This window comes from Moraxella sp. FZFQ2102, from assembly GCF_024137865.1.
In the GTDB taxonomy this organism is placed as follows: domain Bacteria; phylum Pseudomonadota; class Gammaproteobacteria; order Pseudomonadales; family Moraxellaceae; genus Moraxella.
The window spans coordinates 217,895-235,108 of record NZ_CP099960.1 but is presented as its reverse complement, the minus strand read 5'-3'; the positions used below and the strand labels follow the sequence as shown (position 1 = coordinate 235,108).

At 46.6% G+C, this 17,214-nt stretch carries 19 protein-coding genes, 1 tRNA gene, 1 other RNA gene and 1 pseudogene; 2 read left to right on the top strand and 20 right to left on the bottom strand.

All coding sequences use genetic code 11. The features are described from left to right. Positions 1–6: 6 nt before the first annotated feature. Both NGM44_RS01160 and NGM44_RS01155 read right to left on the bottom strand, forming a co-directional pair. Positions 7–624 (bottom strand): LysE family translocator, encoded by a 618-nt coding sequence (locus NGM44_RS01160; RefSeq protein WP_253223862.1) that lies wholly within the window; start codon positions 622–624, stop codon positions 7–9. A gap of 12 nt (positions 625–636) precedes the next feature. Continuing rightward, complete coding sequence (locus tag NGM44_RS01155) at positions 637–1,854, bottom strand: MFS transporter (RefSeq protein ID WP_253223861.1); 1,218 nt, start codon at positions 1,852–1,854, stop codon at positions 637–639. A gap of 89 nt (positions 1,855–1,943) precedes the next feature. Here NGM44_RS01155 and NGM44_RS01150 point away from each other — a divergent pair, with 89 nt between their 5' ends. Then, positions 1,944–2,948 carry a ribonuclease Z gene (locus NGM44_RS01150; protein WP_253223860.1) on the top strand — a complete coding sequence of 335 codons (1,005 nt, stop codon included), beginning with the start codon at positions 1,944–1,946 and terminating at the stop codon, positions 2,946–2,948. A 6-nt stretch (positions 2,949–2,954) separates the two neighbouring features. On the opposite strand, the gene NGM44_RS01145 is transcribed toward NGM44_RS01150, so the two are convergent. The 4 genes from NGM44_RS01145 to NGM44_RS01130 all read right to left on the bottom strand — a co-directional run bounded on the left by NGM44_RS01145 (position 2,955) and on the right by NGM44_RS01130 (position 5,940). Next, on the bottom strand, positions 2,955–3,680 hold the full coding sequence (locus NGM44_RS01145; RefSeq protein WP_253223859.1) for a hypothetical protein: 726 nt from the start codon (positions 3,678–3,680) through the stop codon (positions 2,955–2,957). Next, complete coding sequence (locus tag NGM44_RS01140; RefSeq protein WP_253223858.1) at positions 3,677–4,558, bottom strand: ATP-binding protein; 882 nt, start codon at positions 4,556–4,558, stop codon at positions 3,677–3,679. Before NGM44_RS01140 ends, NGM44_RS01145 begins: the two co-directional genes overlap by 4 nt. A 72-nt stretch (positions 4,559–4,630) precedes the next feature. Continuing rightward, positions 4,631–5,530: a neutral zinc metallopeptidase gene (locus NGM44_RS01135; protein ID WP_253223857.1), complete on the bottom strand. Its 900-nt coding sequence runs from the start codon at positions 5,528–5,530 to the stop codon at positions 4,631–4,633. 137 nt (positions 5,531–5,667) lie between these two features. Further along, on the bottom strand, positions 5,668–5,940 hold the full coding sequence (locus tag NGM44_RS01130; protein WP_253223856.1) for a hypothetical protein: 273 nt from the start codon (positions 5,938–5,940) through the stop codon (positions 5,668–5,670). Between the two features lie 127 nt (positions 5,941–6,067). Here NGM44_RS01130 and NGM44_RS01125 point away from each other — a divergent pair, with 127 nt between their 5' ends. Then, on the top strand, positions 6,068–6,736 hold the full coding sequence (locus NGM44_RS01125) for an alpha/beta hydrolase (RefSeq protein WP_253223855.1): 669 nt from the start codon (positions 6,068–6,070) through the stop codon (positions 6,734–6,736). A 219-nt stretch (positions 6,737–6,955) separates the two neighbouring features. Here the strand turns inward: NGM44_RS01125 and NGM44_RS01120 are convergent, their stop codons facing one another. The 14 genes and pseudogenes from NGM44_RS01120 to NGM44_RS01055 form a co-directional block, all read right to left on the bottom strand. After that, positions 6,956–7,615 carry a triacylglycerol lipase gene (locus tag NGM44_RS01120; protein ID WP_253223854.1) on the bottom strand — a complete coding sequence of 220 codons (660 nt, stop codon included), beginning with the start codon at positions 7,613–7,615 and terminating at the stop codon, positions 6,956–6,958. 145 nt (positions 7,616–7,760) lie between these two features. Beyond that, positions 7,761–7,982 carry a translation initiation factor IF-1 gene (infA, locus tag NGM44_RS01115; RefSeq protein WP_029102801.1) on the bottom strand — a complete coding sequence of 74 codons (222 nt, stop codon included), beginning with the start codon at positions 7,980–7,982 and terminating at the stop codon, positions 7,761–7,763. A gap of 64 nt (positions 7,983–8,046) precedes the next feature. Then, a complete protein-coding gene (gene truA, locus NGM44_RS01110) occupies positions 8,047–8,880 on the bottom strand; it encodes a tRNA pseudouridine(38-40) synthase TruA (protein ID WP_253223853.1) in 834 nt (277 codons plus the stop codon). Beyond that, entirely contained in the window at positions 8,877–9,872 is a 996-nt protein-coding gene (locus tag NGM44_RS01105; protein WP_253223852.1) for an asparaginase domain-containing protein, read from the bottom strand. The genes truA and NGM44_RS01105 overlap by 4 nt, the downstream gene beginning before the upstream one ends. 94 nt (positions 9,873–9,966) lie before the next feature. Next, positions 9,967–11,085: an aspartate-semialdehyde dehydrogenase gene (gene asd, locus NGM44_RS01100; RefSeq protein ID WP_253224588.1), complete on the bottom strand. Its 1,119-nt coding sequence runs from the start codon at positions 11,083–11,085 to the stop codon at positions 9,967–9,969. A gap of 333 nt (positions 11,086–11,418) precedes the next feature. After that, positions 11,419–12,873 carry an L-lactate permease gene (locus NGM44_RS01095; protein ID WP_253223851.1) on the bottom strand — a complete coding sequence of 485 codons (1,455 nt, stop codon included), beginning with the start codon at positions 12,871–12,873 and terminating at the stop codon, positions 11,419–11,421. A 145-nt stretch (positions 12,874–13,018) separates the two neighbouring features. After that, the gene (locus NGM44_RS01090) at positions 13,019–13,444 is read right to left on the bottom strand and encodes a hypothetical protein (protein ID WP_253223850.1); all 426 of its coding nucleotides are present in this window, start codon (positions 13,442–13,444) and stop codon (positions 13,019–13,021) included. A gap of 281 nt (positions 13,445–13,725) precedes the next feature. Continuing rightward, positions 13,726–13,801, bottom strand: a tRNA-Asn gene (locus NGM44_RS01085). Between the two features lie 137 nt (positions 13,802–13,938). Continuing rightward, a non-coding RNA gene (ssrS, locus tag NGM44_RS01080) (6S RNA) lies at positions 13,939–14,131 on the bottom strand. A gap of 192 nt (positions 14,132–14,323) precedes the next feature. Further along, positions 14,324–14,479 carry a 50S ribosomal protein L33 gene (gene rpmG / locus NGM44_RS01075; RefSeq protein ID WP_078253122.1) on the bottom strand — a complete coding sequence of 52 codons (156 nt, stop codon included), beginning with the start codon at positions 14,477–14,479 and terminating at the stop codon, positions 14,324–14,326. Between the two features lie 36 nt (positions 14,480–14,515). Further along, positions 14,516–14,752, bottom strand: coding sequence for a 50S ribosomal protein L28 (gene rpmB, locus NGM44_RS01070; RefSeq protein ID WP_076554403.1), 237 nt, complete (start codon positions 14,750–14,752; stop codon positions 14,516–14,518). 281 nt (positions 14,753–15,033) lie between these two features. Next, on the bottom strand, positions 15,034–15,381 hold the full coding sequence (locus tag NGM44_RS01065; protein WP_253223849.1) for a HopJ type III effector protein: 348 nt from the start codon (positions 15,379–15,381) through the stop codon (positions 15,034–15,036). A gap of 92 nt (positions 15,382–15,473) precedes the next feature. Then, positions 15,474–15,641, bottom strand: a pseudogene (gene csrA / locus NGM44_RS01060) (carbon storage regulator CsrA); the annotation flags it as partial. Positions 15,642–15,872: 231 nt separating this feature from the next. After that, the gene (locus NGM44_RS01055; protein ID WP_253223848.1) at positions 15,873–17,159 is read right to left on the bottom strand and encodes an aspartate kinase; all 1,287 of its coding nucleotides are present in this window, start codon (positions 17,157–17,159) and stop codon (positions 15,873–15,875) included. Positions 17,160–17,214: the final 55 nt, after the last annotated feature.

Below are 17,214 nucleotides of genomic sequence, written 5' to 3'. Positions count from 1 at the left end.
TTAAGTTTAGACAAACACTTCCCAAATAAGCGCCACAGCAATGGCGATAAACACCGCACCGCATAAGCGATTGAGCCATAATAAGCGGTTGCCTTGTCCCAGCCAGTTGGCAAGCTTTTGACCGCTGATGGCATACATAAACTGCCAAAAGGTCTCAATGACATAAAAGCCAATGACCAAAATCACATATTGGGGTAGTAGTGGTGCTGAGAAGTTGATGAATTTTGGGAAAAATGCCGCAAAAAACAAGATGGCTTTGGGATTGGATAACGATACCCAAATGCCTGTGCGAAACAATGCCCACTGTGAGCCGTTCGCCTCAATATCACTGCCAAAACTGCCGCCATCACTTCGCCATGACTGCACGCCAAGATAGCACAAATATATCGCGCCCAGAACCTTAACGCTGTCCAATACCACAGGGTATCGGCTGATGATGCTTAGGCCAAACAGTGATGCACCAAGCAATATCATCAGTCCAAGCATCAGACCTGCCATCGCCCACAGTGTACGGCGTAAACCGTGGTTGAGACCGCATTGAAAGGCGAACAGCATATTTGAGCCTGGGGTGGCAGAGACCAGTAGGGTGCTGATGGCAAAGAAGATGAATAATTGAATGGTCATGGTATCGTTCATTTAAGCGGTGGTGGTACGCACAACTTTGGGTTCTTTGATGGGTAAATTACTCACCGCCGCCAAAAATGCCAAAGCCATGTCGGCATACCACATATAGGCATAATTGCCAAAGCTGTCAATGGCAAGTCCGCCAAAATACGCCCCAAGAAAACCGCCGATTTGATGGCTAAGCAAGGTAAGACCAAACAAAGTTGCCAAATATCGCACGCCAAACAGCTTACCAATCGCCCCTGCAGTCGGTGGTACGGTTGCAAGCCAAGTCAGGCCAAGACCGATGGCAAAAATATAAAAAGTCATCGGAGTCTGCGGTGCCATCAGATAAATCGCCACCAAAATCACACGGCTTAAATACATCCAAAATAAGATATATTTACACCGCCAATGACCCACCGACCATCCGACAAACAGACTGCCAACGACATTGGATAGTCCAATCAATGCCAGTGACCATGATGCCACTGATGAGCTAAGCCCCGCCAGTGTCACTTCGGTTGGTAGATGTGTCACCAAAAAGGCGATATGAAAACCACAGGTAAAAAATGCCAAGTGAATCAATAGATAATTGCGATCAGCCATGGCAGATTTGACAGCCTGTGAGAGTGTCTGTGTCGGCTCAGTGGGTGCGATGGCTTTGGGTGCTGACTGATGGCGTGTCAGATACCATGCCAAAGGCAAGCACAGCAGACTGATGGCTGCCAAGACATAAAATGCCTTTGACCAGCCGATGAGTGGCAAGCTGATGAGTAGCTGTAGCATCGGTGCGAACAAAAACTGCCCAAAGCTTGAGCCGGCATTGATGATGCCAGACGCCGTACCCCGAGCGTGCTCAGGCACTTGATTGGCGACTTGTCCCATGAGTACCGAGAAACTGCCTGCACCTGCACCAAAGGCAATCAGCACGCCCAAAGTCAAAGTCAGCCCCCAAGCGGACAATAGATGTGGCACCAAAGCACAGCCGAGCATCAATACCAGCGTACCAATAAATAGCACCCATCTTGCGCCGAAGCGATCGGCAATCGCCCCTGTGATTGGCTGTGATACGCCCCACATCAGCTGTGTCATCGCCAAGGCAAAGCTGATTTGTACGATATTGACCGTCGTCTCAGCGGTAATCGGCTGAATGAATAAGCCTAATGACAAGCGAATGCCAGTGGTGATGAGTAGAATTGTCGCAGCGATGGCGACCAGTGACCAGATGGCGACAGCGGACTTTGTCATATGATTCCAAAAATGCACAAAAGAAAAATGATGCAAAATAACAGCAGTTATTGTACGCTATCTCATCACCGAAAATAAAGAGTAAATATATGTTTGAATTGACATTTTTGGGCACATCAAGTGGTGTACCGACTTTGCGTCGCAATGTCTCTGGACTTGCGGTATCACTACTTGCCAAAAGCCACCAGACGGGCAAATCGACACCATGGATACTCATCGACTGTGGTGAAGCCACACAGCATCAGCTGCTGCGCGCACCACATAAGCCATCGATGCTGCAGGCGATTTTTATCACGCATATGCACGGCGATCATTGCTATGGCTTGATGGGGCTATTGGCAAGCCTAGCCATGCATGGTCGTACAAGTCCGCTACCGATCATTGCACCGCCTGCTTTGGGGGAGCTTTTGGATGCATTTATCCGCCTAACTGAGATGAATTTGAGCTATGAGATTGATTTTATTGATATTCATAGTGTGCTAGATACAGGGCTTGTGCTTGAGCTGTCTGATGAATTATCCTTAGAAATCGATATTCACCCACTTAGCCACCGCTGTGATAGTTTTGGGTTTGGGCTGACCCAAATCCACCGCCAAAAAAAGCTAAATACCGACAAACTCTCGCTTGATCATATTGCCACACGCTACTGGGGTAGTATTTTAAAATCTGATACGCCAAGCCTTAGCATTGATGGACGCACTGTGCTGGTGGCTGATTATTTACATCTGAACGAAACTTTCCAAAAAATCGTCATCGCAGGTGATAATGATACACCAAGCCTGCTGACTGATGCTGTCAAAGGTGCCGTGATGCTGGTGCATGAAGCGACCTATACGCAGGCAGTGATGGATAAGATACTTGCCAAAGGGGTGTTTGACCCCAAGCATTCAAGTGCCAAGATGGTGGCCAAGTTTGCTCGTGATGCAGGTGTGCCTTGTCTTGTGCTGACGCATTTTAGTGCGCGGTTTATGCTGTTTGATGAGCCTGAGAATCCTGTGCCAAATATGGGACATATCCGCACAGAAGTAGAATCGGTCTATGATGGCAGATTGATTTTGGCGGAAGATTTGATGGTGGTGAAGATTGGTGAATGATCAATTTTACCAGCCCCTTATAAGCTTACCATCTTTCCAATAAGACACGGCAACATAACTGTCTTTATCCACAAAATCATAGGGCTTGTTACAATCTTCAAATTTCCAACCATCTAAAGTCAGTGTGCCTTTATTTTTCTGTGCTTGCTCAAAGCCGATATCAAATCTTACCCATGAATATGCAGGGCAGGTAATGGTATCATAATCACTGCGATCGTAGGCATCTACAAACAGTTCGCTTGGTGTAAATGGTTCGGTATTGATGACAGTGATTTGCCATCTTGTATTGATATAGATGACCGATATGCCATTGATGAGCATGGGTGCGGGCAATTTGGCTGATAGAATTTTGGCATTGGCGTTATTTTGGACATCACCGCCATAAGGCACATCATATTCTACATGAGTGCCGATCGGCAGGGTGATGGCACCATAAGGCTTCTCACTGCTCAAGGTTGCATAACGATATAAGTCTTGAATTTGATATCGCTGTTTTAATTGATAACCCTGATAATCGATGATGCCAAAACCGATCAAACTTAGCAGAGCCGGTATATTTGCAATCATCAGCCGCAGCTTTTCGGTTCGAGTTATCTGATAATGATAACCGTGTGATTTGGTTTTTTTGATACGCAAAAGCAGTCGAATATCAACGACAATCGCCAATAAGACGCTGATACCCATCACCAACAGCAGAACATAAATCAGAAAAAATGGCGGTGCAACTGTCATATATCAGTCTTCCATCTTTGGTTTAGCCCAGTCATCCCTACCCAATGTTGGCTAAATTGATACGCCACACGCCCCGAGCGACCGCCCCGAGTGCTTGCCCATTTGAGCGCTTCGGCTTCGGTGATATCATTATAGCTGATGCCATGCTTGGCAAGTAGGTGCTTGACGATGTCCAGATACAGCGCTTGATTCATCGGATAAAACGACAGCCAAATCCCAAAGCGGTCTGACAGCGATACCGTCTCATCGATGGTCTCATAGGGATTGACTTCATCGGTCTGACCATTATAGATGCTGACATTGTCTTTCATCAGCTGTGGCAGTAGATGGCGGCGGTTACTGGTGGCATAGACGAGCAGGTTATTTTGTTCGCTGTCAAGTGCGCCATCGAGCACGCTTTTTAGGGTGCGGTAATTTTCATCTTGGGCGTTGAATGCCAAATCATCACAGTAGATGATGTAGCGATTGGGATTGCCATTCTTGGCGGCAGTTTTGATGGCTTGGCGAATTTTATCAAGGTGTAATAAATCATCACGAGCCACTTCGATGATGCGTAAGCCCTTGTGATGATAGGCTTTGAGCAGGGCACGAATCAGCGATGATTTGCCTGCGCCACGAGTGCCTGTCATCAGCACATGGTTGGCAGGCAGGCGAGCCAAGAACTGCTCGGTGTTGGCGATGAGTTTGTCTTTTTGGGTGTCAATACCAAGCAAATCCGCCAAATCCCCACCGAAGCTGACATCAATCGGTACAAGCTTGCCATGCAGACCACCCACCCAGCGATAGGCAAGCACATCAGCATCGATGCTAATAGGCTGTGTGGTACGCTCGCTTAGGTATTGGGTTAGTAGGTCGATGAGTTCATTTGGCAAAGTCATGGCATATCCTTAATCATACAAATAAAAAAATTGGGATACGCCATTGTACCCCAATTTTTTAGCAAATTACCATCAAATATTGCGTGTGGCAAAGGTATCACACTGTTTAATATCACCAGTTTCAAAGCCACGATAGAACCACTGCTTACGCTGTGCGCTCGTGCCATGCGTGAAGCTGTCAGGGACGGCATGACCTTGTGCCTTGTGTTGTAGGTAGTCATCACCGATTTTTTCGGCGGCATCTAGCGCTTCTTCGATGTCACCTTGTTGTAGGAACTGCGTGCGTTCGTGATTGTGGCGTGCCCATAGCCCAGCAAAGCAGTCGGCTTGTAGCTCTTGGCGGACAGATAGGTTGTTGGCGGCAGCAGTGCTTGCCTGTGCTTGTGCTTGGCGGACTTGGCTTGAGATGCCTAGCAAGGTTTGCACATGATGACCGACTTCGTGGGCGATGACATAGGCTTGGGCGAAGTCGCCTGCTTGGTCATTGCGAGTCAGTTCAGTGTTGTTTTGTTCACCGCCGATGTCCATTTGGGTGCGCATATCACGAAAAAATCCCGTGTCCAAATACACCTTTTGGTCAGCAGGGCAATAAAATGGCCCGCTAGCAGAAGTCGCCGAACCACACGCAGATTGCACCGCACCGCTAAATAGCACAAGGGTCGGTGCTTGATAAGTCTTGCCAAGCTGATTAAAAATCGGCGTCCAGACTTCTTCGGTATCGGCAAGCACCGTTGCCACAAATTCACGAGATTCTGCCATGTCCGCCGTTTCGGTAGTAGGGGCAGTGGCAGGCGTGTTGGCATTTTGGATTTGCTGAGTGACGCCTAGCGTGGTCTCGGGGCTGATGCCAAATACTTGCCATAAAATCAGCGCAATAATCAGACCGACGATACTGATACCGCCTGCTTTTTTGGCACCACCACCGCGTCTGTCTTCGATATTGCTACTTTGTCTGCGACCACGCCACTGCATAGTTTCACCTTTTGTTGAATTTGATTTTGGAAAATGATTAAAATGGGATTATTATACGAAAAATGCCGTCGCAGATGGGTGATGGGTTACGATATTTTACAAAAGTCGCACCGTGATGGTCGGTGATGGGGATAGGCTTAGTGTGCACAAGTCGCCATATGCACGAGTGGCGACCACCAATAGCCTTTGATGGCATCAGTTTGGCTTGTATCTGATGCGTGCATATTTGCCAAATCCTGCTGGCTGTGATGGGCGTGATGGCTGTCGTGACTGTCGTGATGATGGGCGTGCGATGCATCAAACCCACCCCGATGATGGCTGACCACCACTGCACACACCATAAAGGCGATGGCAATGAGTATCCCAATCATTACTTTATAAGTCTGTGTACTGTCTGTGCGTGCCATCATGCGGATGCCTTGTTATTATGAGTAGTTAGTATAAGTGGTTTGGTGGCGACTTGGCAAGCGTGATTGACTTGCAATTTTGGTACATTGGGCGTAAGATTGGCGGTATTACTGATTTTAGGAATGATTTATGCTAAAAAGTGTCATCGCCCAGCACAACCCAAATAACTTACCCATCACTCATGCGGTGATTTGGCTACATGGCTTGGGAGCGAGTGGTCATGATTTTGAGCCGATTGTCCCTGAGCTTGGCTTATCAGGTGATGTGGGTGTGCGATTTATTTTTCCGCACGCACCACAGATTCCTGTGACGATTAATGGTGGCTATATCATGCCGGCGTGGTATGACATCCTTGAGATGACGCTCGATCGCAAGGTGGATGTCGCCCAAATCGCTGCATCGGCAGATGCCATCAATGTGCTGATTGATGAGCAAATCAACGCAGGCATCGATAGCCAAAACATCATCATTGCAGGCTTTTCGCAAGGTGGGGCGGTGGCGTATCACACTGTCTTGACCAATACTCGCAAGCTTGGCGGATTGCTTGCTTTATCGACTTATTTTGCCACCAGCAATGAAATCTCAAGCGTCGGCATCAACCAAGACATCGCTGTCAAAATCGATCATGGTGACTTTGATGACATCGTCCCGCCTGTACTTGGTGCACGAGCCAAAGCATCGCTAGAAACGCTTGGGCTATCCCCGACGCTATCGACTTATCCAATGGCGCATCAGGTGTGCCTAGCGCAGATCAAGGCGATTGGTCAATGGATGAATGAGTTATTTGCCAAGCCTTGATTGATTTCACCATAACCACTTATCAAGAATAAAAAAGCCCAACACGCTTCCCCACCTCTTGGGTGATCGTGGTCACCCCGTGGGAGTAGTGTTGGGCTTGATTGTCATTGTACCAAATGTGATTTGATATGGCAAGTTTGAGAAGTAAGCTTTGGGGAATTGGTCAAGAATGGATGATTACAAACCGTATGGTCGGTTTTATATTAATGATGATAATGATTAAGCATGATTAAATTGACCATGTTGCAAAAAATGTAGCGTCTGCATTGCCGCTGTCTTATCAGTCAGCAGTCCTGAATGACTGACGGGTAAAATCAAATAATCCGTCGCATGGTCAAGGACAGTTTCAGACAGTAGTACCGTACCATCATGACGCTTATCAGCTATGCTGTGTCTGTGGCGATGATGATGTAGCGCCAATAATGGCACACCTAGACCGACAGGTCGGTTGCCGGCAATGACACCAATTTTGGCACCAGTCGGCGGTAGTGGACAAGTGCCATCGAGTGCACCTGTGTAGGCGTGTCTGACCAATGAAGGCAGATATCTGCGTGCATAGTGTGCTGTCTGACTACCTTGATGCGGCGTGCCAAGTGTGACACAGTGATGCACTTGCCACATCGGATAATGCGTCAAAAAATGCCGTATCACAAGACCGCCTAGGCTATGCCCAACCAGATTGATGGGCTGAGTGGGATGATGATTGGCAAGCAGATACTCGTGCAGTCCTTGGCTGTTGATTGCGATGGGCTGACTTAGACTTTTGTAGCCATAGCAAAAGGTTGGCAAGCCATGGTTTTCAAGCTTTTTGGCGAGCGGTTTCATATACCACGGATTGAGATGCAGTCCATGAATGAGAATGGTTAAGGGCGTGTTCATTGACGGTATTATGTTGTTTGAATGAACCATATCATAGCAAATCCACAAAACCACAATCAATCACTGCACAAAAAAGATCCAAACAATCGTTTGAATCTTTTGGGATTTGATGGTGCAAATAGCACTAAGCCATCAACTCAGTGGATTATTTACCACGATAAGTGATGCGACCCTTGCTCAAATCATACGGTGTCATCTCAACCTTAACCTTGTCACCAGTTAGGATGCGGATGTAGTGCTTACGCATCTTACCTGAGATGTGAGCGATGATTTCGTGTCCGTTATCTAGGCGGACTTTGAACAGGGTGTTTGGCAAAGTGTCGATTACTTCGCCTTCAAATTCGATGATGTCGTCTTTTTTTGCCATAATCTCATCAATATCGTTAAAAAATTTGGGCTATTATACTATTTTTCATCGTGAAAATATAGCCTTATTTTGGTAAATTTAGCCAAAGTGGTGTCAATGGCATATCAGGCAGTAAGGATTGCAAATGCTCTGGATAATAGGCATTGATAAAATATAAGCCATCAGCCGATGCGGTCGGTGGGGCAAGCGTGCGATCTTTGGCATGAATTAGGGGTAATAGCTCATCCACCGCCATCTCACCACGACCGATGGCAAACAGTGCGCCCATGATGTTACGCACCATATGGTGCAAAAAACCATCGGCTTGGATGTCAAGCACGAGATACGCCCCATGCGTGAACAGCTCGGCATGGCTGACTGTGCGTACAGGTTGATTGGATTGGCAAGCTGCCGCACGAAAACTTGTAAAATCATGTGTACCGACCAAAAGCTTGCTTGCCTGTATCATCTTATCAATATCAAGCGGTGCATATTCATGTGTCACCTGATGGCGTAAGATGGCGGGGCGATAGGGCTGATTGAGCGTGATGTAGCGATAGCGACGCGCGATGGCGCTAAAGCGGGCATGAAAATCATCTGGCATCGGCACCATCCAGCGCAGAGCGATGTCATCAGGCAGCATACTATTGACGCCACGCAGCCAGTTATAGACAGGGCGATGAGCGTGCGTGGTGAAATGCGCTACCATATTGCCAGCATGGACGCCAGCATCAGTGCGACCTGCGGCGATGAGTTCGATGGGTTCGTTGGCGATCTTGGATAGGGCATTTTCGATGACGGCTTGGACGCCGATGGCATCGATTTGGCGTTGCCAGCCACGATAGTTCGTCCCGATGAACTCGATACCGACGGCATAGACCTGCGCACGGTTTTGGGCGGTTTGGGTGTCTTGTGTCATGGGGTGATCATCCAGTGTGCATCAGACAGCTTGTCATTTAGGCTAAGCCACAGTGCCTGCCCATAGATACCTGCGATACTTAGCGTCCCTGCTGCCCAGACGCCATGCTCATATTGCCATGCGCCAGCTGCGTAGTTGCTGTTCGTACCGCCAAATGGGCACATCGTCGTGCAGATGATACGCACGCCACGAGCGATGGCATCATCGATGGCATGGATGATGGCAGGTGATGATGGCAGATTGCCTGCACCGTAGCCGATTAGGATGATGGCACACGCATTGGCGGCTGCTTGGCTGATGGACTGTGCCAAAATGTCGGTGGCATTGGGCAGGGCGTAGATGGCATGGATGTGGGTGGTGCTTGCACGGGTTTGTAAATTGGCAAGCTCGCTTGTTTTGTGTTCAATCGCTGTGCTTGGCACTGCATGATGATTGGCATTATCAAAAGTTGCCACCACACCATCAAACGCATCATGGATTTGGCTGTTGATTTTTTGGGTATTATTGGCAATTAGGCTCTTATGATAAAACTGCACATAGACACCCGTGTGCTTTGACGCTACGCCAAGTGCGTCGCTAAGATTCGTCCATGCATCACTGTCTTTATTAATCTGATAATCGGCAAGCTCAGGGATGAATAATGGCTGCATACTGCCTGTAATCACAAGGCTAATATCAGGCAAATCCGCCAAAGCGTGTGCCAAAAATGCCGCCAAAAAGCTGAGCGTATCCGTCCCTGTCAATAGTACAAATCGACGCACGCCAGTAGCATAGGCATCAAGGATAATGCGATAAAAATGCACAAACTCTGTCGGTGTCAAGGTGCTAGAATCTTTGATGACATCATTATCAAGCACGCGAATGTGATAATTTTGCTCAGCCAAACGCTCGGTCAAAATCGGCAAAAACACATCGGCAAGCAAGGGTGATAACGGCGTGCCATGACTACCAAAAGTACCGCCTGCATAAATCAGATGAATGGGTGTGGTCATAAGAATCATCAATCAAAAAAGCTTAGGCGTATTATAAAGCAAAGCTGACTAAAAAGCACATCGAAATCGATGTGCTTTTGATGATCTGCCTATCTTAGATGCGACCTTGTAGGATGGCCAACATACGGCGTAGTGGCTCGGCAGCACCCCATAGTAGCTGATCACCGACGGTGAACGCAGTCAGATACTCGCCACCCATGTTCATCTTACGCAGACGACCAACAGCGACATTGAGCGTGCCTGTGACAGCGACAGGGGTTAGACGTTCCATGCTGGCAGGTTTGTCATTTTCGACGACATCCAGCCATGGATTGTCGCTTTCACGCAAGGCGGCTTCGATTTCTTCTAGTGGAATGTCTTTTGTTAGCTTGATGGTCAATGCTTGGCTGTGGCAACGCATCGCACCGATACGCACGCAGATACCATCGATGTTGATCAGATCATCGCCTGATTTGCCAAGGATTTTATTCGTTTCGGCTTGACCTTTCCATTCTTCACGAGATTGACCATTCTCAAGCTGGCTGTCGATGTACGGGATTAGACTGCCTGCCAAGACCGCACCGAAATGCTGTTTTGGGAAGCTGTCACTACGCTGTGTATCGGCGATGGTCTTATCGATCTCAAGGATGGCAGAAGCAGGGTCGGCAAGCTTATCAGCGACCGAATCACGCAATACGCCCATACCGCTGATGAGTTCACGCATATTGTTGGCACCAGCACCTGATGCAGCTTGATAAGTCATCGCTGATACCCATTCTACCCAGCCGCGGCGGAATAGCTCACCGATGGCCATCAGCATTAGGCTGACGGTGCAGTTGCCACCGATGAAGTCTTTTTTGCCATTGGCAAGGGCGGCATCAATCACATCACGATTGACAGGATCTAGGATGATGATGGCATCATCTTCCATGCGTAGCGAGCTAGCTGCATCAATCCAGTAGCCATTCCAACCGCTGTCACGCAGTTTGCCATGTACAGCTTTGGTGTAGTCGCCACCTTGGCAGGTGATGATGGTATCGCATTTGGCAAGCTCTGTGATGTCATTAGCATCTTTTAAAGTGCCTGCATCCACGCCAAAGTCAGGGGCTTTGCCACCAGCGTTACTCGTTGAAAAGAATACAGGCGTAATGTGTGCAAAATCGCCTTCTTCAATCATGCGAGCCATCAGTACAGAGCCAACCATACCACGCCAGCCAACCAGACCAACTACCATTTTTTCTGCCATGTTAAAACTACCTTTTGCTTGGTGAAATCGCCCAATTAGACCATCACAATTGGACTAAATATCAAATAGCTAACTATGCCTTGTTATCGACAAAAAATCAAGTGTTTTTAACCGCTTTTGTAGAGTTATTTGTTTGGTTAAGCCAAACTTTTGTTTAAGATAACAAAACAATTTCAAAATCATCGCATGATTGGCTTTGAAAAATCTCACTGCTATCTTTATAACTAGATGATTTTAAAAATATTTTTTCATGCACTGCCGATGATTTTGGGTGAAATTGATAATAAATAACGCTGATGATTTTCGCTATTGCCCATGATTTTATGTGATCAATAATAACACTGCCGCGGTCGCGATGATGCTGGCATACACGCCAAGCAGTAGCTTTAGTCCGAAGCTTAATAGACTTTTTTCATCCAATGCGCCATCGATATTATTTTGGCTTGCGATGGTACAGATCAAAATAATCAGTGGCATAGATGTAAATACCGCAAAGCCTGCGCCAGCATTTTGGATCGCGGCAAACAGCAAATCATGCCCAAATTTATCCCCAAGCTGCACGCTGATGTCCATCAATAGCGCATTGCCGCCGAGGTTTGAGCCTGTCACAAAGCCGCTTAGCATCGCAAAAATCGGCAAAATCAGCACATACAGCCACAACCCGCCGACACCGTCAAGGCTTGCGATCAATGCTGAGATAAACCCTGCAAAGCCCATCAATTGCGCGAGCAAAATAAAGATAAACAAAGTCGCGCACGCCTTGATGCTCTTGGCGATCGGCAGATGAATGCGATAATGACGATGGCGAGCCGCGATGCTTAAGATGGTCAAAATGATGGCAAGACAAGGACTGGCAAACAGCACAAAATTCACGCCATGACCATGCAGCGTGCCAAGTTCTAGCAGATTAGGCATCGCATATACCAATAGCTTGATGGCGATGACAAACACGACCACGAGTAGATACGGCATCATGACGATGAGAAAAGTGCGTGTGGTTTTGGCAAGGGATTGCTTATTTTTGATTAAAAAATAAGCACAAAACACCACAAAGCTGATAAAGCCTGCGACCACGCCAGCCAGCTCCACTTGATTGTAGCGATTGGCAAAGTACAACGCCGTGCCAAATACTGCGATGAGTAGCGCACAAAAGCCGATTTCACCAAGGTTTAGGCGAGATTGTTTTAGGAGTTTAAAGGCGGTCATGCTAAACAGCAGTAGATACAGCGGCACAAAATACGCCGTCATCACGCCCAAAGTCGGCGCGTCCATGCCTGCCAATTTACTGCCAACCATGGTCGATAGCCCAAGCGTTCCCCATGAGATGATATTCATGCTCAGCATCGACAGCTGTGCGGCGGTCGTGGCGTGATACAGCGAGAAAAACAGCGGCACAGCCAAAATCAGCGAGACGCCAAAGCCTGTGATCGACTCAATGGCAGGCAATAGCCCAAATAACAAAATCAGCACCTTGTGATGCGCATCAATCGGCAATGCCGCCAAAAAATCACGGATTCTAGCATTATAGCGATATTCATCGAGCAGCACGCCCAATGTCAAACCAGGTAAAATCACACAAAATGCCGTCAAAGATAAAATCAGCTTATTAACCACAGATGCGTGTATGATGGCTGTGTCCAGCCGCAAGCCATCGACCGTGACCGCTAAGAATAGGGCGGTTATGATACCGACAATGCCCGCGGTTTGGCTGGATTTGTGCAGCACGAGCATGGTGAATAGACTGATTAAAATCGGCAAGAGCAATAGGGCGATCATGTTATTATTCCTGTTATCAGCTTTTGATTTTAGCTGTTTTTAGTGATGATTATTATCCATAGATTATTATTAATATTTATTATAGATACTGCATAAAAAACAGTGCATGACAAGTATCATACACTGTTTTTAAGATTATTCAAGTTTAGCCACAGCTCACTTCAAGCGTCTGGCTAAGTTCGGCTAGGCTTTTGCCCATACTAAAATCGCGATTTGCCACTGGAACTTGTAAGCTGTCAAGCTGACTGGCAAACTCACTGTCGCTTGTCGTGCTGATCAGCTTACCTGTGCAGACATTGACTGCGAAATAATGCGGTGCTTTACCGCCATTTGCCACGCCATAGACCAGTGTGTCATGCACAAGTAGTGGATCTTGTGCCGTCACTGCACCTGCATCAGGGGTAAATGCACCATCTTGATACAGATGATAATGCCCATCGGTTGCTAGGCGAAAATCCGTCTGCGCCACAGATACAGTCAGTTCGCCGATGCACCACGCGCTGATCGCTGCGACGATGGCCAGCGCGCCAATACCAAAGACTCTTTCTTTCATCGAAGTATATGCTTTCATAACAGCCATCCTTTTGTTTGTTACTCTGACATTACCGTTTGGTATAGTTATATTATAATAGCAAATTATGCAAAAATGAAATGATATATTTTTACAAAAAGTGACTGAGCAGTCATTTTGAGTAGAGTGGCGTATATTGGGGTGGTGATTGATGATAAAAGTTTTGGGGTAAAAGGGTGTTGGTAATAAAGTGGATCTGAGATTGGTGTGATATTGATAGACTGGAAAACTTTCCAATATAAAAAGAAAAAGCCTTTCAAAATGAAAGGCTTTCTTGAATATGGCTCCCCAACCTGGGCTCGAACCAGGGACACACGGATTAACAGTCCGATGCTCTACCGACTGAGCTATTGGGGAATGTCGGTTATCTTTTCGCTTAACTGCTCAAGATGGTGCGTATTATAGCAGGTTATCTTTGCCTGTCAATACTTTTTTTAAAAATTTTCGAAAAAATTTCGATTATTTGATCAATTCAATGCCAAAAGCACATAATTGAAAAAACCAAAGCACCGCTGCAAAGGGGTGACCATGAACCGTGAAGTTCAAGGCGGATAAGAGTAATGCTCATTACGGCTTCCTGATACATCACAAGGATGCAGGCCTGCACAACAGAAACATTGAACCCAAATCCTAAAATAAGATTATCGGCTCAGGAATACGCTTCACTGGCGAGTGCTCCAGTAGCGATTATTATAACAAATTGGCGAAATTTGGCAAGTGATTATTGTCAAATTTCGTGTAGTGTTTCGTAAATAACTTATTGATTTATTAGGAAAAATTCTCAAAAAGTGATGATGGTGAATGGCGATGGTCTGACAATGAACCAATAAAAATGCCCATTGAAAACTCAATGGGCATTTGAACAATTCAATTGAGCAATTATTTGATTTTTGCTTCTTTGAATAGAACATGTTGGCGAACTTTTGGATCAAACTTTTTGATTTCCATTTTGCCAGGCATGGTACGCTTGTTCTTAGTAGTGGTGTAGAAATAACCAGTACCAGCGGTAGAAACTAGTTTAATTTTATCTCTCATGATCGTATCCTTTAACTAATGGTATGTGGGGTCAAATTAGATTTTTTGACCTTGGGCGCGTAGGTCAGCAAGCACTTTGTCGATGCCATGCTTGTCAATGATACGCATACCTTTAGATGAAACGCGTAGACGAACAAAACGGTTCTCAGACTCTACCCAAAAACGATGGTTGTGTAGGTTTGGCAGGAAACGACGGCGAGTTTTGTTGTTCGCGTGTGATACATTGTTACCCACTTGTGGGCGTTTTCCAGTCACTTGACAGACTCGAGACATGGTGAACTCCTAATCTTAGCGGCACGGATATTGAGCGGTATCAGGTGTGCCAGTCACAGCTTTGGTGCTTACTTATTTGTGGTATGGACACGGCACAAATAAAGCGTGACTTTTTCATGGTTAGGCCACTCTTTGCTTACCGTTAAAGGCGACGACAATCAAGAAGTAGCAGAAAAAATTAAAGCCCGAATTATACATGAAATGATTATAAAATACAAGTATTATTCAGGCTTTTATGATAAAAAATACAGGGCGTATTATATACAATAGCCCAGATATTTTTAAGCTTTTGGCGTCAAAGCATTGGTCGGCAGACCAAAACCGTGCCAACCGTAGTGCATGAAGTTACGAATATTGGCGTGATCTGTACCATCTGGTGTGGCAAGTACCGCGCGGTAATGCTCGGCAAATAGGCTTAGGGTGTCGATTTGGTTTAAGCCATGCAGTTTAGCCAAGCTAAATACTTTAGCGCTGCCTTCATTAGTGCCAGCAGGGTTAGTCACATCACCATTGACAAATTCTACAGGCGTGTAAGTGTAGTGCTGCTCAATAAACGCAAGCACATCAGCAAAGGCTAAGCTTTCATTAGCGACGCCAGCCAATAAGTGTGAGATTTCAGTAGCTTTCATGACGCACCTTATTAGCGATTGAAATAATCATCATCATCGAATGATGGTGGCGCAAAGTTGCCTTGCTCAAGATGGCTCATGTGCATCTGCATAGAGCGCTCGTGCTGAATGCGCTGATAGATTTCTTCACGGTGTACAGCGATGTCTTTTGGGGCATTGACACCAAGACGGACTTGGTTGCCTTTAACGCCTAGGACAGTTACACTGACTTCATCACCAATCATTAGGGTTTCGCCGACACGGCGTGTTAGGATTAGCATAAGATACTCCTTAGATACACATCAACTCAATCGTTATTGTTAGCCATGATATCCGTTTTATCAATTGAGTTGATCGGTGGGCGGGCTGTATAAATTTTGCCCATAAAAATGCCTAATGCGATATTATAATCTGCATTAGGCATCTTGTCAGTAATTTTTTCTGTCGATTTCGTTGTATTTTGTTTAATAAAATCTTTGAAAAATTCAATCTATGCTGATGGTAATGGTTGTTTATAGACCAGCAACTTTACTTTCGCCATCTTGACGATCCAGACCAAAAGCAGTGTGTAACTCTTTGACGGCTTTTTCTAGGTGCTGCTCTTGGATTAGAACAGAGACCTTGATTTCGCTGGTAGAGATCATCTGTAGGTTGATGTTGTTGCTTGCTAGGGTGTCAAACATTTTGCTTGCCACGCCTGCGTGCGAGCGCATACCAACGCCCACGATAGAGACCTTGACCACATCATTAGCGCCAAATACTTCGGTTGCCCCGATCTCGTCTTTCACGCGCTCGTTTAGGATTTTTAGGGTTTTTTCGTAGTCGCCACGCTGCACGGTGAAGCTAAAATCGGTATAGCCTTCTTGTGATGCGTTTTGGATGATCATATCGATTTCGATATTGGCAGAGCTCACTGGGCTTAGGATGGCCGATGCGATACCAGGACGGTCAGGCACGCCACGCACGACGATTTTTGCTTCATCGCGGTTGAATGCGATACCAGAAATTACTGCACGCTCCATATCATCTCCTTCATCAATCGTGATTAGTGTGCCGACATTTTGTTTAAAGTTGTCATCAAAGACGCCGTCTGCTGATTCGTCAAAGCTTGACAAAACGCGCAGTGGGACTTGGTATTTGCCTGCAAATTCTACAGAGCGGATTTGTAGGACTTTTGAGCCTAGACTTGCCATCTCGATCATCTCTTCAAAAGTGATTTTCGATAGCTTTTTGGCCTTAGATGTGACGCGTGGATCGGTGGTATAGACGCCATCGACATCGGTATAGATTTGGCATTCGTCTGCTTTTAGTGCAGCAGCTAGGGCGACGCCTGTGGTATCAGAGCCGCCACGACCAAGCGTGGTGACATCGCCAAGTTCATTGATACCTTGGAAGCCTGCCACGACGACGACGCGACCTGCATTTAGCTCGTTCATGATGGCATCAGAATCGATGCTTTGGATGCGAGCTTTGGTATGAGTATCATCCGTGCGAATGGCAACTTGACCACCTGTCATCGATTTGGCTTCAACGCCAATCGATTGCAATGCCATCGACAGCAGAGAAATCGAAACTTGCTCACCAGTGCAGACCATTTGGTCGTATTCGCGCGGATCTGGGTCGGTGGTAATTTCACGCGCCAGACCGATCAGTCGGTTGGTTTCGCCACTCATTGCTGAGACGACCACAACGACTTGATGACCATTGTCGTGCCAGCGTTTGACACGCTGAGCGACATTTTTGATGCGGCTGATGTTACCCATCGAAGTGCCGCCGTATTTTTGTACGATTAGTGCCATTATAGTTGCCTTGTAAATCACCCAATAGGGCTTGTCGTCAAGCGTCAAAAACGCT

What these genes read in the sequence shown, in the direction of transcription:
- NGM44_RS01160 (WP_253223862.1), bottom strand. Translation starts at nt 624, where the DNA reads ATGACCATTCAATTATTCATCTTCTTTGCCATCAGCACCCTACTGGTC.
- NGM44_RS01120 (WP_253223854.1), bottom strand. Translation starts at nt 7,615, where the DNA reads ATGAACACGCCCTTAACCATTCTCATTCATGGACTGCATCTCAATCCG.
- NGM44_RS01090 (WP_253223850.1), bottom strand. Translation starts at nt 13,444, where the DNA reads ATGAAAGCATATACTTCGATGAAAGAAAGAGTCTTTGGTATTGGCGCG.
- NGM44_RS01130 (WP_253223856.1), bottom strand. Translation starts at nt 5,940, where the DNA reads ATGATGGCACGCACAGACAGTACACAGACTTATAAAGTAATGATTGGG.
- NGM44_RS01055 (WP_253223848.1), bottom strand. Translation starts at nt 17,159, where the DNA reads ATGGCACTAATCGTACAAAAATACGGCGGCACTTCGATGGGTAACATC.
- infA (WP_029102801.1), bottom strand. Translation starts at nt 7,982, where the DNA reads ATGGCAAAAAAAGACGACATCATCGAATTTGAAGGCGAAGTAATCGAC.
- NGM44_RS01065 (WP_253223849.1), bottom strand. Translation starts at nt 15,381, where the DNA reads ATGAAAGCTACTGAAATCTCACACTTATTGGCTGGCGTCGCTAATGAA.
- NGM44_RS01155 (WP_253223861.1), bottom strand. Translation starts at nt 1,854, where the DNA reads ATGACAAAGTCCGCTGTCGCCATCTGGTCACTGGTCGCCATCGCTGCG.
- NGM44_RS01140 (WP_253223858.1), bottom strand. Translation starts at nt 4,558, where the DNA reads ATGACTTTGCCAAATGAACTCATCGACCTACTAACCCAATACCTAAGC.
- NGM44_RS01145 (WP_253223859.1), bottom strand. Translation starts at nt 3,680, where the DNA reads ATGACAGTTGCACCGCCATTTTTTCTGATTTATGTTCTGCTGTTGGTG.
- NGM44_RS01125 (WP_253223855.1), top strand. Translation starts at nt 6,068, where the DNA reads ATGCTAAAAAGTGTCATCGCCCAGCACAACCCAAATAACTTACCCATC.
- rpmB (WP_076554403.1), bottom strand. Translation starts at nt 14,752, where the DNA reads ATGTCTCGAGTCTGTCAAGTGACTGGAAAACGCCCACAAGTGGGTAAC.
- NGM44_RS01095 (WP_253223851.1), bottom strand. Translation starts at nt 12,873, where the DNA reads ATGATCGCCCTATTGCTCTTGCCGATTTTAATCAGTCTATTCACCATG.
- rpmG (WP_078253122.1), bottom strand. Translation starts at nt 14,479, where the DNA reads ATGAGAGATAAAATTAAACTAGTTTCTACCGCTGGTACTGGTTATTTC.
- asd (WP_253224588.1), bottom strand. Translation starts at nt 11,085, where the DNA reads ATGGTAGTTGGTCTGGTTGGCTGGCGTGGTATGGTTGGCTCTGTACTG.
- NGM44_RS01135 (WP_253223857.1), bottom strand. Translation starts at nt 5,530, where the DNA reads ATGCAGTGGCGTGGTCGCAGACAAAGTAGCAATATCGAAGACAGACGC.
- NGM44_RS01105 (WP_253223852.1), bottom strand. Translation starts at nt 9,872, where the DNA reads ATGACCACACCCATTCATCTGATTTATGCAGGCGGTACTTTTGGTAGT.
- truA (WP_253223853.1), bottom strand. Translation starts at nt 8,880, where the DNA reads ATGACACAAGACACCCAAACCGCCCAAAACCGTGCGCAGGTCTATGCC.
- NGM44_RS01150 (WP_253223860.1), top strand. Translation starts at nt 1,944, where the DNA reads ATGTTTGAATTGACATTTTTGGGCACATCAAGTGGTGTACCGACTTTG.